This is a genomic window from Burkholderia plantarii (genome assembly GCF_001411805.1).
Lineage (GTDB): Bacteria > Pseudomonadota > Gammaproteobacteria > Burkholderiales > Burkholderiaceae > Burkholderia > Burkholderia plantarii.
This window is the reverse complement of sequence record NZ_CP007213.1, coordinates 3,076,275-3,092,455: the sequence shown is the minus strand read 5'-3', so window position 1 is coordinate 3,092,455 and position 16,181 is coordinate 3,076,275. Positions and strand designations below refer to the sequence as shown.

16 protein-coding genes are annotated in these 16,181 nt (G+C 71.3%); 8 read left to right on the top strand and 8 right to left on the bottom strand.

Annotated features, from left to right (window positions below):
• Positions 1 to 9: 9 nt before the first annotated feature.
• A complete protein-coding gene (locus tag bpln_RS29835) occupies positions 10 to 1,095 on the bottom strand; it encodes an LLM class flavin-dependent oxidoreductase (RefSeq protein WP_055140838.1) in 1,086 nt (361 codons plus the stop codon).
• Between the two features lie 323 nt (positions 1,096 to 1,418).
• Between bpln_RS29835 and bpln_RS29830 the strand changes: the two genes are divergently transcribed.
• On the top strand, positions 1,419 to 2,696 hold the full coding sequence (locus tag bpln_RS29830; protein WP_082465485.1) for an acyl-CoA dehydrogenase family protein: 1,278 nt from the start codon (positions 1,419 to 1,421) through the stop codon (positions 2,694 to 2,696).
• A gap of 40 nt (positions 2,697 to 2,736) precedes the next feature.
• Here the strand turns inward: bpln_RS29830 and bpln_RS29825 are convergent, their stop codons facing one another.
• A complete protein-coding gene (locus bpln_RS29825; RefSeq protein WP_042628723.1) occupies positions 2,737 to 3,663 on the bottom strand; it encodes a LysR family transcriptional regulator in 927 nt (308 codons plus the stop codon).
• A gap of 62 nt (positions 3,664 to 3,725) precedes the next feature.
• Between bpln_RS29825 and bpln_RS29820 the strand changes: the two genes are divergently transcribed.
• Both bpln_RS29820 and bpln_RS29815 read left to right on the top strand, forming a co-directional pair.
• The gene (locus bpln_RS29820; protein ID WP_042628722.1) at positions 3,726 to 4,334 is read left to right on the top strand and encodes a cysteine dioxygenase family protein; all 609 of its coding nucleotides are present in this window, start codon (positions 3,726 to 3,728) and stop codon (positions 4,332 to 4,334) included.
• Positions 4,335 to 4,485: 151 nt separating this feature from the next.
• Entirely contained in the window at positions 4,486 to 6,162 is a 1,677-nt protein-coding gene (locus tag bpln_RS29815; RefSeq protein WP_055140836.1) for a rhodanese-related sulfurtransferase, read from the top strand.
• Between the two features lie 279 nt (positions 6,163 to 6,441).
• Here the strand turns inward: bpln_RS29815 and bpln_RS36355 are convergent, their stop codons facing one another.
• A complete protein-coding gene (locus tag bpln_RS36355; protein WP_123863828.1) occupies positions 6,442 to 6,660 on the bottom strand; it encodes a hypothetical protein in 219 nt (72 codons plus the stop codon).
• 41 nt (positions 6,661 to 6,701) lie between these two features.
• On the opposite strand from bpln_RS36355, the gene bpln_RS29810 reads away from it, so the two are divergent.
• On the top strand, positions 6,702 to 7,904 hold the full coding sequence (locus tag bpln_RS29810) for a porin (RefSeq protein WP_042628720.1): 1,203 nt from the start codon (positions 6,702 to 6,704) through the stop codon (positions 7,902 to 7,904).
• Positions 7,905 to 8,229: 325 nt separating this feature from the next.
• Here the strand turns inward: bpln_RS29810 and bpln_RS29805 are convergent, their stop codons facing one another.
• Together bpln_RS29805 and bpln_RS29800 are read right to left on the bottom strand one after the other, a co-directional pair.
• Complete coding sequence (locus tag bpln_RS29805) at positions 8,230 to 8,448, bottom strand: hypothetical protein (protein ID WP_042628719.1); 219 nt, start codon at positions 8,446 to 8,448, stop codon at positions 8,230 to 8,232.
• Positions 8,448 to 8,783 carry a hypothetical protein gene (locus bpln_RS29800; RefSeq protein ID WP_042628718.1) on the bottom strand — a complete coding sequence of 112 codons (336 nt, stop codon included), beginning with the start codon at positions 8,781 to 8,783 and terminating at the stop codon, positions 8,448 to 8,450. Before bpln_RS29800 ends, bpln_RS29805 begins: the two co-directional genes overlap by 1 nt.
• A gap of 388 nt (positions 8,784 to 9,171) precedes the next feature.
• On the opposite strand from bpln_RS29800, the gene bpln_RS29795 reads away from it, so the two are divergent.
• Entirely contained in the window at positions 9,172 to 9,996 is an 825-nt protein-coding gene (locus bpln_RS29795; protein ID WP_055140835.1) for an enoyl-CoA hydratase, read from the top strand.
• 149 nt (positions 9,997 to 10,145) lie between these two features.
• Here bpln_RS29795 and alr read toward each other — a convergent pair whose 3' ends face one another.
• A complete protein-coding gene (alr, locus tag bpln_RS29790; RefSeq protein ID WP_055140834.1) occupies positions 10,146 to 11,273 on the bottom strand; it encodes an alanine racemase in 1,128 nt (375 codons plus the stop codon).
• 565 nt (positions 11,274 to 11,838) lie between these two features.
• On the opposite strand from alr, the gene bpln_RS29785 reads away from it, so the two are divergent.
• The 3 genes from bpln_RS29785 (at position 11,839) to egtD (ending at position 14,674) form a co-directional block, all read left to right on the top strand.
• The gene (locus bpln_RS29785; RefSeq protein ID WP_042628715.1) at positions 11,839 to 12,222 is read left to right on the top strand and encodes a DUF427 domain-containing protein; all 384 of its coding nucleotides are present in this window, start codon (positions 11,839 to 11,841) and stop codon (positions 12,220 to 12,222) included.
• A gap of 225 nt (positions 12,223 to 12,447) precedes the next feature.
• Positions 12,448 to 13,695: an ergothioneine biosynthesis protein EgtB gene (gene egtB, locus bpln_RS29780; RefSeq protein ID WP_055140833.1), complete on the top strand. Its 1,248-nt coding sequence runs from the start codon at positions 12,448 to 12,450 to the stop codon at positions 13,693 to 13,695.
• Entirely contained in the window at positions 13,679 to 14,674 is a 996-nt protein-coding gene (egtD, locus tag bpln_RS29775) for an L-histidine N(alpha)-methyltransferase (RefSeq protein WP_042628713.1), read from the top strand. Before egtB ends, egtD begins: the two co-directional genes overlap by 17 nt.
• Before the next feature lie 112 nt (positions 14,675 to 14,786).
• Here egtD and ubiT read toward each other — a convergent pair whose 3' ends face one another.
• The gene (gene ubiT / locus bpln_RS29770) at positions 14,787 to 15,281 is read right to left on the bottom strand and encodes a ubiquinone anaerobic biosynthesis accessory factor UbiT (protein ID WP_055140832.1); all 495 of its coding nucleotides are present in this window, start codon (positions 15,279 to 15,281) and stop codon (positions 14,787 to 14,789) included.
• Entirely contained in the window at positions 15,278 to 16,180 is a 903-nt protein-coding gene (locus tag bpln_RS29765; protein ID WP_055141271.1) for a U32 family peptidase, read from the bottom strand. The genes ubiT and bpln_RS29765 overlap by 4 nt, the downstream gene beginning before the upstream one ends.
• Between the last annotated feature and the right edge of the window lies 1 nt (position 16,181).

The window sequence follows — 16,181 nt, the reverse complement described above, 5'->3', positions numbered from 1 at the left end:
GGCCCGCGCTCAGGCCGCCGCGCGGCTCGCGTGGCGCCCGGCCACCAGCTCGCGCACGCGCGGGATCAGCTCGCGGCCGTAGTCGATCGCATCGTCGAGCGGATCGAAGCCGCGGATCAGGAACGTGGTCACGCCGATGTCGTAGTAGTCGGCCAGCGCCTCGGCCACCTGTTCGGGCGTGCCGACCAGCGCCGTGGAGTTCGAGCGGCCGCCGCTCAGTTGCGCGATCTCGGTCCACAGCCGCTTGTCGACGCGCGGCCCGCGTTCGGCCGCGGCCAGCAGGCGCCGCGCGCCTTCGCTCTGCTGCGGGCCGCCCGTGCCGAGTCCGGCCGCCTCGCGCAGCCGGCGCGTCTCGGCGAGGATGCGTTGCGCGCGCGCCCAGGCGGCGTCCTCGGTGGCGGCCAGGATCGGCCGGAACGACACCGAGAAGCGCACCTGGCGCCCCTGCGCGGCCGCGGCGGCGCGCACGCGGCCGGTCAGCTCGCGCACCTGGTCGAGCGATTCGCCCCACAGCGCGTAGACGTCGGCATGCTTCGCGGCCACTTCCAGCGCGGCTGCCGAGGCGCCGCCGAAATAGATCGGCACATGCGGCTGCTGCGCCGGCTTGACCTCGGAGAAGCCCTGCTTGAAGCGGTAATAGGTGCCGTCGTGATCGAACGGCCGGTCCTCGGTCCAGATCCGCCGCAGGATACCGAGATATTCGTCGGTGCGTGCGTAGCGCTGGTCGTGATCGAGAAAATCGCCGTCGCGCTGCTGCTCGCTGTCCGAGCCGCCCGAGATGAAATGCACGCCGAGCCGGCCGCCGCTGAACTGGTCGAGCGTCGCGATCTGGCGCGCGGCGAGCGTGGGCGCCGTGAAGCCGGGCCGGTGCGCGAGCATGAAATGGACGCGCTCGGTGACGGCGGCCGCATACGAGATGGTCAGCGTGGCCGACGGGCCGGTCGAATGATGCGGCACCAGGATCCGGTCGAAGCCCGCCTGCTCGTGGGCCTGCGCGAACGCGCGGACATAATCGCGATCGACGGCGTTGCCGTCGCCCGGATGGATCTCGGACTGCTTCTGGCTCTGGATCATGCCGATGAATTCGACGCTCATCGCGGGGCTCCGGTGCGAACGGCCCGGACTTTGCCCGGGCGGAAATGGCGAGGGCCGGCGCGTGATGCATGGCGATCGGGCGAGTCGATCGATCGCTGGCGCGAGCCGGAACATGGCGGCCAGATTAGCCTCAGGATCATGCAAATCGGAAATAATAAATCGCGCAAAGAATATCGAATTTGCATGGTTTGACGCGCTCGCCCGCCCCCTTAGGCTGATGTTCCGGTGCTTCGCCCACGGCCGGCGCACGCGGCTCGCAGCCCGACGCGCGCCGCGCCGGCGGCGGCCGTGTTTCCCTTCGCGTTCCCAGGATTTCCGTGCCGATGGCTTCCTTGCCGACCGATTTCGCCTTCGCCGATGCCGCTGCGGCGGCGTCCCGCGACGCCGTACCCGACGACACCGCGCTCGACGCGCTGCTCGCCTCGCTCTCCTCCACGCTGGCCGAGGGCGCCGCGCGGCACGATGCCGACGGCAGCTTTCCCCACGATCACTTCGCGCTGCTGCATCGGCACGGCCTGATCGCGCAGGTCGTGCCGCGCGCGGCGGGCGGGGGCGGTGCCTCGCTGGCGCGCGCGCGCCGCATCGTGGCCGGCGTCGCGCGCGCAGACGCGGCCACGGCGCTGGTGCTGACGATGACCTACCTCCAGCATCGCGCGCTGGGTCGGGCCGACAGCCGCTGGCCGACCGCGTTGCGCGACGCGGTGTTCGCCAGCGCGGTGGCCGACGGCGCGCTGATCAACGCGCTGCGCGTCGAGCCCGAACTCGGCTCGCCGTCGCGCGGCGGCCTGCCGGCCACCGTGGCGCGTCCCGATGCCGGCGGCGGCTGGCGGCTTTCGGGCCACAAGCTCTACAGCACCGGCGTGCCGGCGCTGCGCTGGCTGGCCGTGTGGGCGCGCACCGACGAGGCGGCGCCGCGTACCGGGGTGTTCCTCGTGCCGCGCGAGGCGCGCCGCGCCGACGGCGGCGCGGGCATCCGCGTGATCGAAAGCTGGAACCATCTGGGGCTGCGCGCCTCGGGCAGCCACGAGGTGGTGTTCGACGAGGTGTGGATTCCGGCCGCGAACGCGGTCGATCTGCGCGTGCCGGCGCAATGGGCGAACTCGGGCGCGACGCAGGCCGACGTCGGCAGCCATCTCGATCAGCAGGCCTGGATGATCGTGCTGCTCGGCAGCCTTTACGACGCGGTGGCGCGTGCCGCGCGCGACTGGGTGGCGGCGTTCGTCGGAACCCGCGTGCCGGCCAGCCTGGGTACGCCGCTTGCCGCGCTGCCGCGCGTGCAGGAGACGATCGGCGAGATCGACGCGCTGCTGCACGCGAACCGCGTGCTGCTCGACGACCTCAGCGGCCGCGCCGATGCCGGCGCGCCGCCGGAACTGGCGGCCTGCGGGCTCGTCAAGTACACCGTCACCACCCATGCGATCCGCGTGACCGAGCTGGCGCTGCAGCTGTCGGGCAATCACGGGCTGAGCCGCCATCATCCGCTCGAACGCCATCATCGCGACGTGCTGTGCAGCCGGATTCACACGCCGCAGAACGATGCGATCCTGGTCGCGGCCGGGCGCGAGGCGCTGGGCGCCTGGCTGCGCGACGATGCGCGTTGAGCGGGTTCAACGCGGGAAGGTCGAAAGGGGCGGGCGCCGCCTAGCCGCCTACTTGCTCGACCGCGTGCGTGGCGCCGAGCGCGTCGAACAGCGCGCGCGCGGCGTCGCCGACCGCGCGTACCGGTTCGGCAAGCCGCTCGACGCCGTCGCGCTGCGTGAGCCAGAGATCGACCGGGGGGCGGAAATCGCTGACGTTGACGATCTCGAGCGCGTCGCGCAGCGGGCTCGCGCCGACCAGCGGCAGCGGCACGAGGCCGAGCCCGAAGCCGTCCGCCACGCCCTGCAACTGCACGTCGCGGCCGTAGGCGTCGAGCGTGACCGCGAGCGGCAGCCGCTGCGCGTCGAGCGCGCGCTTCAGGCTCGCGCGAAAGCCGCAGCCGTCGGGATTGAGGATCCAGCCGCGCGCATGAAGATCGGCGAGGCGGTAGGCGCGCCGCGGGCAGCTGCCGCGCGCGGCCACCACCACGAGCCGCGTGGCGGCGAGCCGCTCGCCCGTCACGCGCGGCGGCAGCGCCGTGTCGCGGGCGGCGAACACCAGCGCCGCGTCGAGTTCGTCGAGCGCGAGCCGGTCGAGCAGCGTGCCGGCCCAGCCGGTCTCGACGCCCGGCGCGAGCGACGGCCAGCGCTCGCGCAGCATCGCCACCAGCCCCGGCAGCATCAGTTCGCCGATGCCGTGCGTGATGCCGAGCCGGAACGCGCCGGCGGGCGGCAGGGTCGCGCGCGCCAGCTCGCGCAGCGCATCCACCTCGCGCAGCACCGCGCGGCACTGGTCGTGGACGCGACGGCCCAGCTCGGTCGGGCGCGGCGGCTTGGTGTTGCGATCGAGCAGCGCCGCGCCGAGCGCCTCCTCGAGGTTCTGCACGCGGCGCGTGATGGCCGGCTGCGTGATGCCGAGTTCGTGTGCGGCCTGGCTCAGCGACTGGCAGCGAATCACCGCCGCGAAGGCATCGATATCACCGATTTTCATGTTACTTTTGCATGTAATGGATTCGACGTTATGAACATACATCATATTCGAAGAGGCTTCCGATGAGTTCGCATGGATTGCACCAGACGCGCGCGGCCGAGGCGCAGCGCGCCGCGCCGCCGCTGGCCGAGTTCGTTGCCGCGTTTTCGCGGCTGATCGACACGCAGCCCGACGAGGCGCGCGTGGTGCGCGACGGCGGCGCGCTGCTGGCCGATCTGGTCGCGCGCGACGACTGGCTGCCCGAGTCGTTCGCGCAACCCGATCCCGAGCGCTACCAGCAGTTCCTGCTGCACCGCGATCCCGACGCGCGCTTCTCGATCGTCAGCTTCGTCTGGGGGCCGGCGCAGGTCACGCCGATCCACGATCACACCGTCTGGGGGCTGATCGGCATGCTGCGCGGCGCCGAATATTCGCAGCCCTACGCGTTCACCGGCGCCGGCGTGCCGGTGCCGGACGGCGAGCCGGTGCGGCTCGCGCCGGGGCAGGTCGAGGCGGTGTCGCCGGCGCTCGGCGACGTCCACCGCGTCAGCAACGCCTACGACGACCGCGTGTCGATCAGCATCCACGTCTATGGCGGCGACATCGGCGCGATCGAGCGCTCGGTCTATCGCGAGGACGGCACGCGCAAGCCGTTCGTGTCCGGCTATACGTTGCCGGCCGGCGGCGCGTGAGCGCGCCGGCCGTGCCCGGCGGCGGCCCGCCTCGGTCGCGGCCGGCGCCTGCCGCGTTTCCATCAATTGCGTCCCCCCGCCTGATCCGCGTTATCGTGTGGCGTGCCGTTGCACGCCGCCCGAGTCCGTTTTCCCTTTCCTGTCCCTGCCGATGAACACCGTGTCCGATTCCGCTGCCTCCGCTGCTTTCCCCGCTCGCTCCGCCGCCGCCGCGTCCGATGCGGCGTTTCCCCGTCTGTCCGTCGCCGAGGTGCGTGCGGCGCTGCTCGCGCGCGAGGAAATCGCGTTCGTCGACGTGCGCGAGGAGGCGCCCTACGCGGCCGGCCATCCGCTCTGGGCCGCGAACCTGCCGCTGTCGAAGCTCGAGCTGGAGGCGTGGTCGCGCATCCCGCGCCGCGACACCACGATCGCGCTGTACGGCGAATACGACGGCGAGGATCTCGCGCCGCGCGCGGCGGCCGTGCTCGCCGGGCTCGGCTACACGCGCGTGCATCTGCTCGACGGTGGCCTCGCGGCGTGGAGCCGCATGGGCGGCGAGCTGTTCATCGACGTCAACGTGCCGAGCAAGTCGTTCGGCGAATACGTGGAAGCGCAGCGCCACACGCCGTCGCTGTCGGCGCAGGAGGTGCAGGCGCTGATCGACGCGAAGGCCGACGTGGTGATCGTCGATGCGCGCCGCTTCGACGAATACCAGACCATGAGCATCCCGACCGCGACCAGCGTGCCCGGCGCCGAGCTCGTGCTGCGCGTGCGCGAGCTTGCGCCCGATCCGGCCACGCGCGTGATCGTCAACTGCGCGGGCCGCACGCGCAGCATCATCGGCACGCAGTCGCTCGTCAACGCGGGGCTGCCGAACCCGGTGGCCGCGCTGCGCAACGGCACGATCGGCTGGACGCTGGCCGGGCAGACGCTCGACCACGGCGCCGCGCGGCGCTTCCCCGACGCGGTGGCCGACGCGCATCGCGCCGCCGCGCGGGACGGCGCGCGCGAGGTGGCCGCGAAGGCCGGCGTCAAGCGCGTCGCGGCGGCCGAGGTGGGCGCGCTCGACGAGGGCGGGCACCGCACCGTCTACCGGTTCGACGTACGCCCGCCCGAAGAATACGCGGCCGGCCATCTGCCCGGCTTCGCCAGCGCGCCGGGCGGCCAGCTCGTGCAGGAGACCGACCACCACGCGCCGGTGCGCGGCGCGCGCATCGTGCTGGCCGACGACGACGGCGTGCGCGCCGACATGAGCGCCTCGTGGCTCGCGCAAATGGGCTGGGAGGTCTACGTGGTCGAGCCGGCGCCGGCCTCGGCGCGCGGCGAGGCCGGCGTGCCGCGCATGGGCGCGCCCGAGGCGGCGCCGGTGGAACGCGTCACGCCGGCCACGCTCGCGGCGTGGCTCGACGCGGAGCGCGGCGGCGACGCGCTGGCCGTGATCGACGTGACCGCGAGCGTGAACTACGTGAAGCGGCACATTCCGGGCGCGTGGTACGCGATTCGCGCGCGGCTGCGCGAGGCGCTGGCCGCGATTCCGGCCGCGCGGCGCTACGTGCTGACCTGCGGCACCTCGCAGCTGGCCGCGTTCGCGGCGGCGGACCTGCGCGCGCTGCTGCCGGCCGACGTGGACGTGTTCGTGCTCGACGGCGGCACGCAGGCCTGGATCGACGCGGGCCTGCCGCTCGAACAGGGCGAGACGCGTCTCGCTTCGCAACGCGACGACCGCTACCGGCGCCCCTACGAGGGCACGCAGAACGCGGCGGCCGCGATGCAGGCTTATCTCGATTGGGAATTCGGCCTGGTCGAGCAACTCGGCCGCGACGGCACGCATCATTTCCAGGTGATCTGAGCCATGTGATCCGGGCGAAGGCGGCGGGCCGGCGCGCACGGCGCCCGCCCGCTTCATCCGGTTCGCGGCGTTGCCATCTGCTCGCGATGCGAAGCCGGTATCAAGCAGTCCAAACGATCGATCGGGCCAAGCGGCCCAGCCTCGGTCGTCATCCTTGCGTCGATGTCTCGATGTCCGAATACAACAAGGAAACCGCAAGTTTTTGACGCGGGACATCGAGACGCACTCTGTCGAAATTCGCCTGCCGAAGCGACTGTCGCAACGCAGCAATCCCGACCTTCACCGTGGGTTGCCCGCACCGCAAAAAGCGCATCGGTATCGGAAAAACAGGCGCTTGCGCCGTTGCGTTGCCGCCACCAGACGCGCGTTGTGCGGCGCGGAATCGGTGCCTTCCGTCCGGCGCATCGCCGCGTCGCGCCGCGCCAAACTACGAGATCCACGTCGATAGGGAATCGTCAGGCGATCGTCCAGAATGGCGGCGGCATGGAGTTCGCCCATGCCGCAAGCCATAGACAAAGAAATCTGAGGACGGAGAAGCAATGAAGACACACGTGGTGGTTGCCGTGACGGCAGCCGGACTGATGGCGGCCACGGCCGCGCACGCGCAGAGCAGCGTCACGCTGTACGGGATCATCGACACGGGGCTCGCCTACCAGAACAGCAGCGGCACGCTCGGCCAGACCTCGGGGGGCCACGCGTCGCTGAAGATGTCGACGGGCGTCACGGCGGGCAGCCGCGTCGGCCTGCGCGGCGTGGAGGATCTGGGCGGCGGCACGCGAGCCGTGTTTACGCTCGAGGCCGGCATCAATACCGCGAACGGCACCTCGCAATTCCCGGGCGGCATCTTCACGCGGCAGGCCTTCGTCGGCCTGTCCGACGCGAAGTACGGCACGCTGACGGCGGGCCGCCAGTACACCGCGTACTACACGCTGCTCGCGCCGTGGAGCCCGACCACCTGGCTGACCGGCTATTTCGGCGCGCACCCGGGCGACATCGATTCGCTCGACACCAGCTACCGCGCCAACAACTCGATCGTCTATCTCTCGCCGAAATACCACGGCTTCACGGTCGGCGGCTCGTACTCGTTCGGCGGCGTGCCGGGCAGCGTGAATGCGGGCGCGACCTGGAGCGCCGGCCTTCAGTACGCGAACGGGCCGCTCGGCATCGCGGCCGGCTTTCTGCGCATCAACAATTCGACGCCGGGCGGCGGCGCGTGGGGCGCGGCGTCGACGGCTTCGAACGGTGGCGCCCAGACCTCCGTCTCGGCGATCAACAACGGCTACGTGTCGGCCCAGGCACAGCAGCGCGTGGCCGTGACGGCCGGCTATCAGCTCACGTCGCGCTGGGACGTGACCGCGTCCTACTCGAACGTCCAGTACATCCCCGGCTCCGGCTCGGCGTTCCGCGACACGGCGATCTTCAACACGGCCGGCGCGGTGCTGCACTTCAGGCCGGTGGCCGTGTGGGATCTCGCGATGGGCTACAGCTACACGCGCGCCGCGCTCGCCAACGGCGTCGACAAGGCCGCGCAGTACCACCAGCTCACGCTGTCGCAGGTCTACAGCCTGTCGAAGCGCACCGGCCTCTATGCGATCGAGGCCTATCAGCACGCGGGCGGCAACACGCTGCTGGACGGCAAGGTGATCGCGGCCACGGCATCGATCGGCGACGGCTTCAACCTCACGCCGTCCACCACGAGCAGCCAGATCGCGATCGGCGTCGGCATGGTGCATCGCTTCTGAGCGCACCGCGTCGCAGGCGGGTGCATGGTCGGGCGGCTGGCGCGAGAGCGCGGCCGCCCGTTTGGCGTCGGGGTGCAGACGAGTGCCGGCGCACGGCGGCATGGCACCGGCGCGCTCGAAGGGGACGGCAGGGAACGCGAAGCGGAACCGCTTGGGGATGCGAGGGGGAAAGCAAGCGAAGGGACGAGAAGCCGCTGAATCGGGCGACTGGGCGGGATGGCCGCATGAAACCGGCGGCGGGGCGGGAGCGATTCGTGAAATACATGGCGCCGTGGTCACCGCGCAGACGCTGGCGGCGTGGCGGGCAGCCACGAAACAACGACGTTCAACCGTGGCTGTCGACCCAGGCGCGCGCCCATTCGAGCCCGGCCAGACGCGCCTCGTCATCGGTGTCGAACACGCCGAGCACGCTGGATGCCTCGACGAGCCGGTTGTTGCGCGTGATCGTGCCGCTCGCGGCATAGCGGTCGGGCTGCATGATCTCGTCCTGCTGCAGGATCGCGTGGCCCCAGATCTGATAGCCCTGGTAGCTCTCGGCTTCCATCAGCGCACCACCTCGACGCCAGACGCGCCATGCGTGCCGACGCGCAGCACGTTGCCGTCCGGCGTGAACAGGCGCGGGATGTCCGGCGCGCCCGGAGCCGGGCGGCGCAGGTCGTGGTCGAGCGCATGCGGCTTGGTCTGGCCGGCCTTCGGCGCGGCGTCGATCGATGGCGGGCGGACCCCCGCATCGACGAGGCGCGGCGCGACGTGCTTGTGCTTCGTGGCCTTCGCCGCCGCCGAATCGTGATGCGCGCCGCCGCGCGCTTCGGGCGGATTCCAGATTTCGACGTAGTGGTCGCCCGCGAACGCCGGCGACGTACACGCCAGCAGCAGCAACCCGCATCCAACCAGTTTCACTATGTATTCTCCGTATGGCGCCGGAACGGGGCGCGACTGCCGCGCCGTCCGGTTCCTCGTTGGCCGGTACCGCGCATTTTCCCGCCGTGCGTGATGGTTCGGCCAACGCGTGATTGTCGCATGGACCACCCGCCCGACCGACGATTTTTACCGGCGGGCGGGAGGCAAAATGCTGTATGAATATACAGTATTTTCGGTGCGTGGGGGAGACGCAAACACGCGGCGCCGGCGCGGCGTCAGACGCGGCGCGGGTTTCGCCGGCCCGGCCGGGCGGCGTTCGGCATCGCGCGTTCCGGTGTAAGGTGTGGCGCGGGACCGTCGCGTCCGCGCGACGCGGCGATGCGATCCGTGACGAACAGGAGCCGCGATGGCCGCCGATCTCGCAACCGATACCACTGCCGATACCGCAAGCGCCGAACGGCTCGTCCTGCGCCGCGACGCGGATTGCGTGACGACGCTGCGGCTGAACCGGCCCGGACGGGCAAACCTGCTGTCGGAGGCGATGCTCGGCGCGCTGCAGGCCGAGTTCGACGCGCTCGCCGACGACGCGCGGCTGCGCTGCGTGGTGCTGGCGGCAGAGGGGCGCACGTTCAGCGGCGGCCACGATCTGCGCGAGCTTCGCGCGGATCCCGATCATGCCCGCTATTTGACGCTGTTTTCGCGCTGCAGCCGCCTGATGCTGTCGATCCGCGCGCTGCCGGTACCGGTGATCGCGCGCGTGCAGGGCACGGCGAGCGCGGCGGGCTGCCAGCTGGTGGCGGCCTGCGATCTGGCGGTGGCCGCCGACACCGCGCGCTTCGCGGTGTCGGGGATCGACGTGGGGCTGTTTTGCGCGACGCCGGCCGTCGCGCTGTCGAGGGCGGTCGCGCCGAAGCGGGCATTCGACATGCTCGTGAGCGGCCGTTTCATCGACGCCGCCACGGCGCTCGACTGGGGATTGATCAACGAGATGGTGCCGGCCGACGCGCTCGACGCGGCCGTGGCCAGCCGCGCGGCGACGATCGTCGCGAAGGCGCCGGCCGCCGTGCGCCGCGGCAAGGCGATGTTCTACCGGCAGCGCGAGATGCTGCTCGACGACGCTTATCTCTATGCGGCCGACGTGATGGCGGCGAACCTGATGGAGGAGGAGACGGCCGGCCGGATCGACGCGTTCCTCGACAGGTCGGGCCGTGGTGGAGAGGGTGGGCGTTAACCGGTGTTCGTCAACCGGCGTTCGTTAACCGGCAGCGGTTGGCGCGGCGATGAAGCCGCGGCGCGCCTCGCGCCGCAAGTTGGCGATCGGGACCCGGCCCGGCCGAGCCAGCTTGCCGGCCGGGGCGCTCGGCGCCGCCTGCGCGCCGCTCAGCGCCCGTAGCTGCCGGTGCGCAGCACCGGCACGTCGAGCGGCGGCGCGTCCACCAGCGGTTCCACCACCACCGGCACGCGCCGCGCAATCGCGCAGATCAGCTCGTAGCCGATCGTGCCCGACGCCTCGGCCACGTCGTCCACGCGCACCTGCTCGCCCCACAGCTCGACCGGCGAACCCACTTGCGCGTTCGGGCACGGCGTCAGGTCCACCGTCAGCATGTCCATCGAGACGCGCCCGACCACGCGCGTCATGATGCCGTCGACGGCGATCGGCGTGCCGGTCTGCGCGTGGCGCGGATAGCCGTCCGCGTAGCCGCACGCCACCACGCCGATGCGCATCGTGCGCTTGGCCGCGAAGCGCCGGCCGTAGCCCACCGTCTCGTTCTCCTCGATCGTCTGCACGCCGATCAGCCGGCTCGTCAGCGTCATGGCCGGCACCAGGCCGGTGTCGGCGATGTGGCGCGCGGCGCCGGTAGGCGAGGCGCCGTACAGGATCGTGCCGGGCCGCACCCAGTCGCGGTGCGCGTCCGGATGCCAGAGCACCGCGGCCGAGTTCGACAGCGAGCGCTCGCCGGGCAGGCCCTCGGTGGCGGCGTCGAACTGCTGGGTCTGCCAGGCCACCTCGCCTTCGTCGGCGTTCGCGAAGTGCGTCATCAACGCGATCCGGCCCACCGACGGCGTGGCCGAGGCGCGCTCCCACGCTGCCCGAAACGCATGCGGCCGGAAGCCGAGGCGGTTCATGCCGGAATTCATCTTGAGCTGGATGTCGATCGGCCGGGCGGGGCGCGCGTTCGTGAGCATGTCGAGCTGCTCGTCGCCGTGGACCGCCACCGTGAGCCGGTAGCGGTCCGCGATCGCGAGGTCGGACGCGTCGAACAGCCCCTCGAGCAGCAGCACCGGCCGGGTCCAGCCGAGTTCGCGCACGCGCACGGCCTCGTCGAGGTCGAGCAGCGCGATGCCGTCGGCGTCGGCGAGCGCCGGATAGATCCGCTCGATGCCGTGGCCGTAGGCGTTCGCCTTCACGACGGCCCAGATGCGCGCTCCGGCGGCCTTGCGCCGGATGATGGCGAGATTGTGGCGAACGGCGGCGGGACGAATCTGGGCGACGATGGGACGGGGCATGTCTGTCTCGGACGATGGCGTGGGCGGTACGGGCCGGACTGCCTCGCGGCTGGCCGGTTGTCGATCGCGTTTTATTGAGAAAACTTGGGTTCGGCCGCCATCATATTGACTTTGAGGCAGTTTTATTTAATGTATTTGTCCGTTTTTTGGTAGGGATCGCCTGTTTTGTCAGGCGCGTCGCCTCGCGTAAAGCGGGCCAAACGTCGCCGAACCTGCGCGGAAAATCGGCCGATCGACGGCATCCGGCGCCCGTCGCGGGCATGGAATCTGCGCGCTCGTCGAGGGCGGCCGGCCGGCGCGCTTGCCGCGCGCGGCGCGGGTTTTGCCCGAGAGGCGAGAGCCGGGTAGCGGCCGGTTTCCCGCGTGACGGCATGCCGGACGAGGCCGGGCGCGGCGGCCGGGCCGGCGCGCGGCGAGGGCACGCGCGAGCGGCGCGCGGGCGAGACGGAGGTGCCGCCGTGAAGCCCGCCGCGGCCGATCCGAAGCGGTGCCGCACGTCATTCACGAATTCGACGTAGGATGCGTGAATCATTTCAATCGGGATGTCCGCCGAAGGAGCGAGCCCATGTCCTCATCTGATCGCCCCGTCCGGGTTCCCGGCCCGGATCATCCGATTTCCATCGCGCCGACCGGCGCGCGCGTGCTGGTCAAGGCCGGCGCCGCGCCGCTCGCCGACACGCATCGCGCGCTGACGTTGCGCGAGGCTGCCTACGAGCCGGTCCAGTACGTGCCGCGCGCCGACGTCGACCTCACGCGCGTCGAACGCAGCACGCACACCAGCTATTGCCCCTACAAGGGCGAGGCTGTCTACTACTCGATTCCCGAGCTCGGCAAACGCGGCGAGAACGCGATCTGGTCGTATGAGACGCCCTACGACGCGGTCGCGCCGATCGCCGGCCATTTCGCGTTCTACACGGACCGTGTCGACGCCATCGAGATCGCGCCTTAATTTTCTGCCGCCGCCGCTGTAACCGTTACCGCGTCGCGCGCGAACTGGCATGCGTACCCTTGCGCCCCGTATCGGGCCGGCCACCGCGCCGGCCCCGGTGCCGCGTCCGCGCCGGCTGCCGACGGCATCCCGCGCGCCCGGGCCGGCCGCGCGGCGCGGGATGCATCGTGATCCAGGGCCGACCTGCCGCGGCGGGCCGGCCGACACCCCCCGAGACCCCACAAGATGACCAAGAACGAACTCTCGGCGCGCACGCTCGCGTCGACCCTGGAGCGGGAGATCGCTGAAGTCCGGCGTCACAGCGTCGAACTCGCGAGCCCGCTCAGCGCCGAGGATCAGGTGTTGCAGTCGATGCCGGACGCGAGTCCGACCAAATGGCATCTCGGCCACACCACCTGGTTCTTCGAGACCGTGATCCTCGCGCGCCACGTGCCCGGCTACGTGCCGTTCGACGATCGCTTCGCCTACCTGTTCAACTCTTACTACGAGGCGCTCGGCCCGCGCCATGCGCGCCCGCAGCGCGGGATGCTGTCGCGGCCGTCGCTCGACGAGGTCCACGCGTACCGGCGCCACGTCGACGCGCGGCTGCTGGAGCTGGTGGCCGGCGCCGATCTGCCGCTGCTGGTCGAGATCGCGCCGGAGATCACGCTCGGCCTCAATCACGAGCAGCAGCACCAGGAACTGCTGCTGACCGACATCCTGCACGCGTTCTCGCTGAACCCGCTGCTGCCCGCCTACCGCGCCGACGGCGCCGCGCCGCGCATGCCCGCCGGCCCGGTGGCGGGCGCGCCGCGCTGGCTCGCGCATGCGGGCGGCATCGTCGAGATCGGCCACGATGGCAACGGCTTTGCATTCGACAACGAAGGCCCGCGTCACCAGGCGCTGGTGCGGCCGTTCGAGATCGCGGACCGGCTGGTCAGCAACCGCGATTACGCGGCCTTCATCGCCGACGGCGGCTATTCGACCGCGGCGCTGTGGCTGTCCGACGGCTGGGCGGCCGTGCAGCGCGAAGGATGGGGCGCGCCGGCCTACTGGCACGCGCGCGAAGCCGGCGCCGAGCCGCGGGACGTGGCCGGCTGGCAGGCGTTCGGCCTCGACGGCCTGCAGGCGCTCGACCCCGATGCGCCGGTGGCGCACCTGAGCTTCTTCGAGGCGGCGGCCTATGCGGAATGGGCCGGCGCGCGGCTGCCGACCGAGTTCGAATGGGAGGCGGCCTGCGCGCTGCCCGGCGTCGAGCAGATGCTTGGCCACGTCTGGCAATGGACGCGCTCGTCCTACGACCCGTATCCGGGCTTCCGGCCGCTGCCCGGCATCGCCTCGGAATACAACGGCAAATTCATGGTGGGCCAGCAGGTGCTGCGCGGCAGCAGCCTCGCCACGCCGCGCGGCCATGCGCGGACGACCTACCGCAACTTTTTCCCGCCGGCCGCGCGCTGGCAATTCACAGGAGTGCGCCTTGTACGAGACCTCTGACCTGTTCCGACCCAACGCGGGCTCCGCCGCCCGCGCCCGCGAGCCGAGCCCGTTCGGCCGCGATCTGATCGAAGGGCTGAGCGCGACGCCTCGCAGCATTTCGCCGAAGTATTTCTACGACGCGGCCGGCTCGGCGCTGTTCGACCGGATCTGCGAGCTGCCCGAGTACTACCCGACGCGCACCGAGCACGCGATCCTCGAACGCCACGCGGCCGACATCGCCGCCGCGATCGGCGCCGACGCGAACCTGATCGAGTTCGGCGCCGGCTCGCTGTCGAAGATCCGCTTCGTGCTCGATGCCTGCATCGCGAGCGTGCCGCCCGTGAGCTACGTGCCGGTGGACATCTCGGCCGCCTATCTGCGCGAATCGGCCGAGGCGCTGCGGCGGCAGTATCCGGGCCTCGACGTGCAGCCGGTGGCGGCCGACTACCTGCAGGCCGAATCGATGCGCGAGCTCGCGAACGTGCCGGCGCGGCGCATCGGCATCTTCTTCGGCTCGACGATCGGCAATTTCTCGAACGAGGAGGCCGACACGTTCCTGAGCCGCTCGGCCACGCTGCTGGCGGGCGGCGGGATGCTGATCGGCGTCGATCTGGTGAAGGACGAGGCGATCCTCAACGCGGCCTACAACGATTCGGCCGGCGTCACGGCGGCATTCAACCTGAACCTGCTCGCGCGCGCCAACGCCGAACTCGGCGCCGATTTCGAACTCGACGACTGGGCGCACCGCGCGTTCTACGACAGCCACCTGCAGCGCATCGAGATGCATCTGGTGAGCCGCCGCGAGCAGACCGTCCACGTGGGCGGCCGTGCGTTCCGGTTCGCCGAGGGCGAGACGCTGCATACCGAGAATTCGCGCAAGTTCACGATCGACGGGTTCCGCGAACTCGCCACGCGTGCCGGCTTCGTGCCGGCGGCGGTGTGGACCGACGAGGCCCGGCTGTTCAGCCTGCACTGGCTGGAAAGCCCGGCGCGCTGAGCGGGGGCGGCGCGGGGCCGGTTCGCGTGCGCGGCGAGCGCGGCGACGCCGGCCCCGCCAGGTGAAGCACGCGGCGGCTTGCCCGGCGTGCATGCGCTGCCGCTTGTCGACGTCAGGGCCGGGGGGCCGGCGCGAGCCGCCGCGCCACGCGGCGCAGCATGTCGTGCAGCACCGTGCCGCTGCGCGTCGCGCCGAAATCGATCGCGTCGATCGCGTTGCGCACGATCAGCGCGAGTTCCGTTTCGCCCTGGATGATCAGGCGCCGGTTGAAGAACAGCGTGTCGGCGTCGACCTCGCGCGCGGCGAGCCGGATGAAGTCGCGGCTGGTGGCGGCGATGCGGATCTCGGGCGCCGGGCTTGCGCCCGATGTGGCCGACGCGACGCGAAAGCCGCCGTCGCCGAGTGTGAGGCCGATCGCGATGCCGAGATCGCTCACCTCGATCACGAAGCGGCGGCCCGCGATGCGCGTGCGCGCGTCGCCGTCGAGCTGCGGCAGCAGATGCCGGTCGAGCAGCAGGCACAGCACCGTGGCCGGCGGCCTGACCGGCAGCAGGGCGAGGCCGCGGCGCAGCGGCGGCAGCAGGAACGCTTCGGCGAATCCCGTCATCGTGCCTCCACGCCGGCCGCGGCCGCCACGCCGGGCTGACCGAACCAGAAGCCGTCGCAGGGCGCCGCGTCCTGCCAGCCGCACAGCGCGCGGTAGGCGTCGTCGGGCGCGAGCGCGCCCTGCAGCCGGTCGGCAAAGGTCTCGATGATCGCGGCCGTGTGCTCGACCTGCGGGCTGATGCGCAGGACCGACACGCCGGCCTCGGCCATGCCCTCGACCGCGCGCGCGAGATTGACGACCTGCGAGGTCTGGGTCTGCACGCCGTTCAGGCGAATGAACGGCCGGCCGTCGAGCGTCGCCGCTTCGAGGCCGCTCGCGTAGTCGGCGCAGCGGTGCTCGCATTGATCCTTCTGCAACTGATGGTGTCGCGCCGTGAAGCAGCGCGCCGAGAACGACAGCGGCGCATGGCCGAACGCGAGGCATTCGATCTCGCCCGCCGAGCGGCGCTGGCGGCGGATCGCGTCGAGCGTGTCGCGCGTGCATTCGATCGGCGCGACCCAGCGGCGCGCGCCGAGTCCGGCCAGCCAGTCGAGCGTCGGCGCGCTGTAGCAGTTCACGTGCGGCCCCGCCACGAACGGCTTGCGGCGCGCCAGCAGCCCGAGCGCCGACATGTCGTTGGCCTCGATCGGGAATGCGTCCGATTCCACCAGCGAGCGCATGCGGCGCAGGTCGGCTTCGGTCTCGGGCATGGCGAGCGTGGACAGCACGGCCTCCTTGCCGCGCGCGCGCAGCATGCGGGCCGCGTCGAGCCAGTCCGCCGTGCGCATCCGGTGCCGTTTCGAGCAGACCACTTCGCCGAGATAGACGATGTCGACGCGCGTGCGCGCCACCTCGTCGTAGAACTTCATGATGTCGTCGCGGCTCCAGTAGTACTGGATCGGACCGAGGGAGAGTTTCATC

What these genes read in the sequence shown, in the direction of transcription:
- bpln_RS29795 (WP_055140835.1), top strand. Translation starts at nt 9,172, where the DNA reads ATGGCCGCCGATCTCGCAACCGATACCACTGCCGATACCGCAAGCGCC.
- bpln_RS29830 (WP_082465485.1), top strand. Translation starts at nt 1,419, where the DNA reads ATGGCTTCCTTGCCGACCGATTTCGCCTTCGCCGATGCCGCTGCGGCG.
- bpln_RS29815 (WP_055140836.1), top strand. Translation starts at nt 4,486, where the DNA reads ATGAACACCGTGTCCGATTCCGCTGCCTCCGCTGCTTTCCCCGCTCGC.
- bpln_RS36355 (WP_123863828.1), bottom strand. Translation starts at nt 6,660, where the DNA reads ATGGGCGAACTCCATGCCGCCGCCATTCTGGACGATCGCCTGACGATT.
- egtB (WP_055140833.1), top strand. Translation starts at nt 12,448, where the DNA reads ATGACCAAGAACGAACTCTCGGCGCGCACGCTCGCGTCGACCCTGGAG.
- bpln_RS29835 (WP_055140838.1), bottom strand. Translation starts at nt 1,095, where the DNA reads ATGAGCGTCGAATTCATCGGCATGATCCAGAGCCAGAAGCAGTCCGAG.
- bpln_RS29810 (WP_042628720.1), top strand. Translation starts at nt 6,702, where the DNA reads ATGAAGACACACGTGGTGGTTGCCGTGACGGCAGCCGGACTGATGGCG.
- alr (WP_055140834.1), bottom strand. Translation starts at nt 11,273, where the DNA reads ATGCCCCGTCCCATCGTCGCCCAGATTCGTCCCGCCGCCGTTCGCCAC.
- bpln_RS29785 (WP_042628715.1), top strand. Translation starts at nt 11,839, where the DNA reads ATGTCCTCATCTGATCGCCCCGTCCGGGTTCCCGGCCCGGATCATCCG.
- bpln_RS29765 (WP_055141271.1), bottom strand. Translation starts at nt 16,180, where the DNA reads ATGAAACTCTCCCTCGGTCCGATCCAGTACTACTGGAGCCGCGACGAC.
- ubiT (WP_055140832.1), bottom strand. Translation starts at nt 15,281, where the DNA reads ATGACGGGATTCGCCGAAGCGTTCCTGCTGCCGCCGCTGCGCCGCGGC.
- bpln_RS29825 (WP_042628723.1), bottom strand. Translation starts at nt 3,663, where the DNA reads ATGAAAATCGGTGATATCGATGCCTTCGCGGCGGTGATTCGCTGCCAG.
- bpln_RS29820 (WP_042628722.1), top strand. Translation starts at nt 3,726, where the DNA reads ATGAGTTCGCATGGATTGCACCAGACGCGCGCGGCCGAGGCGCAGCGC.
- bpln_RS29805 (WP_042628719.1), bottom strand. Translation starts at nt 8,448, where the DNA reads ATGGAAGCCGAGAGCTACCAGGGCTATCAGATCTGGGGCCACGCGATC.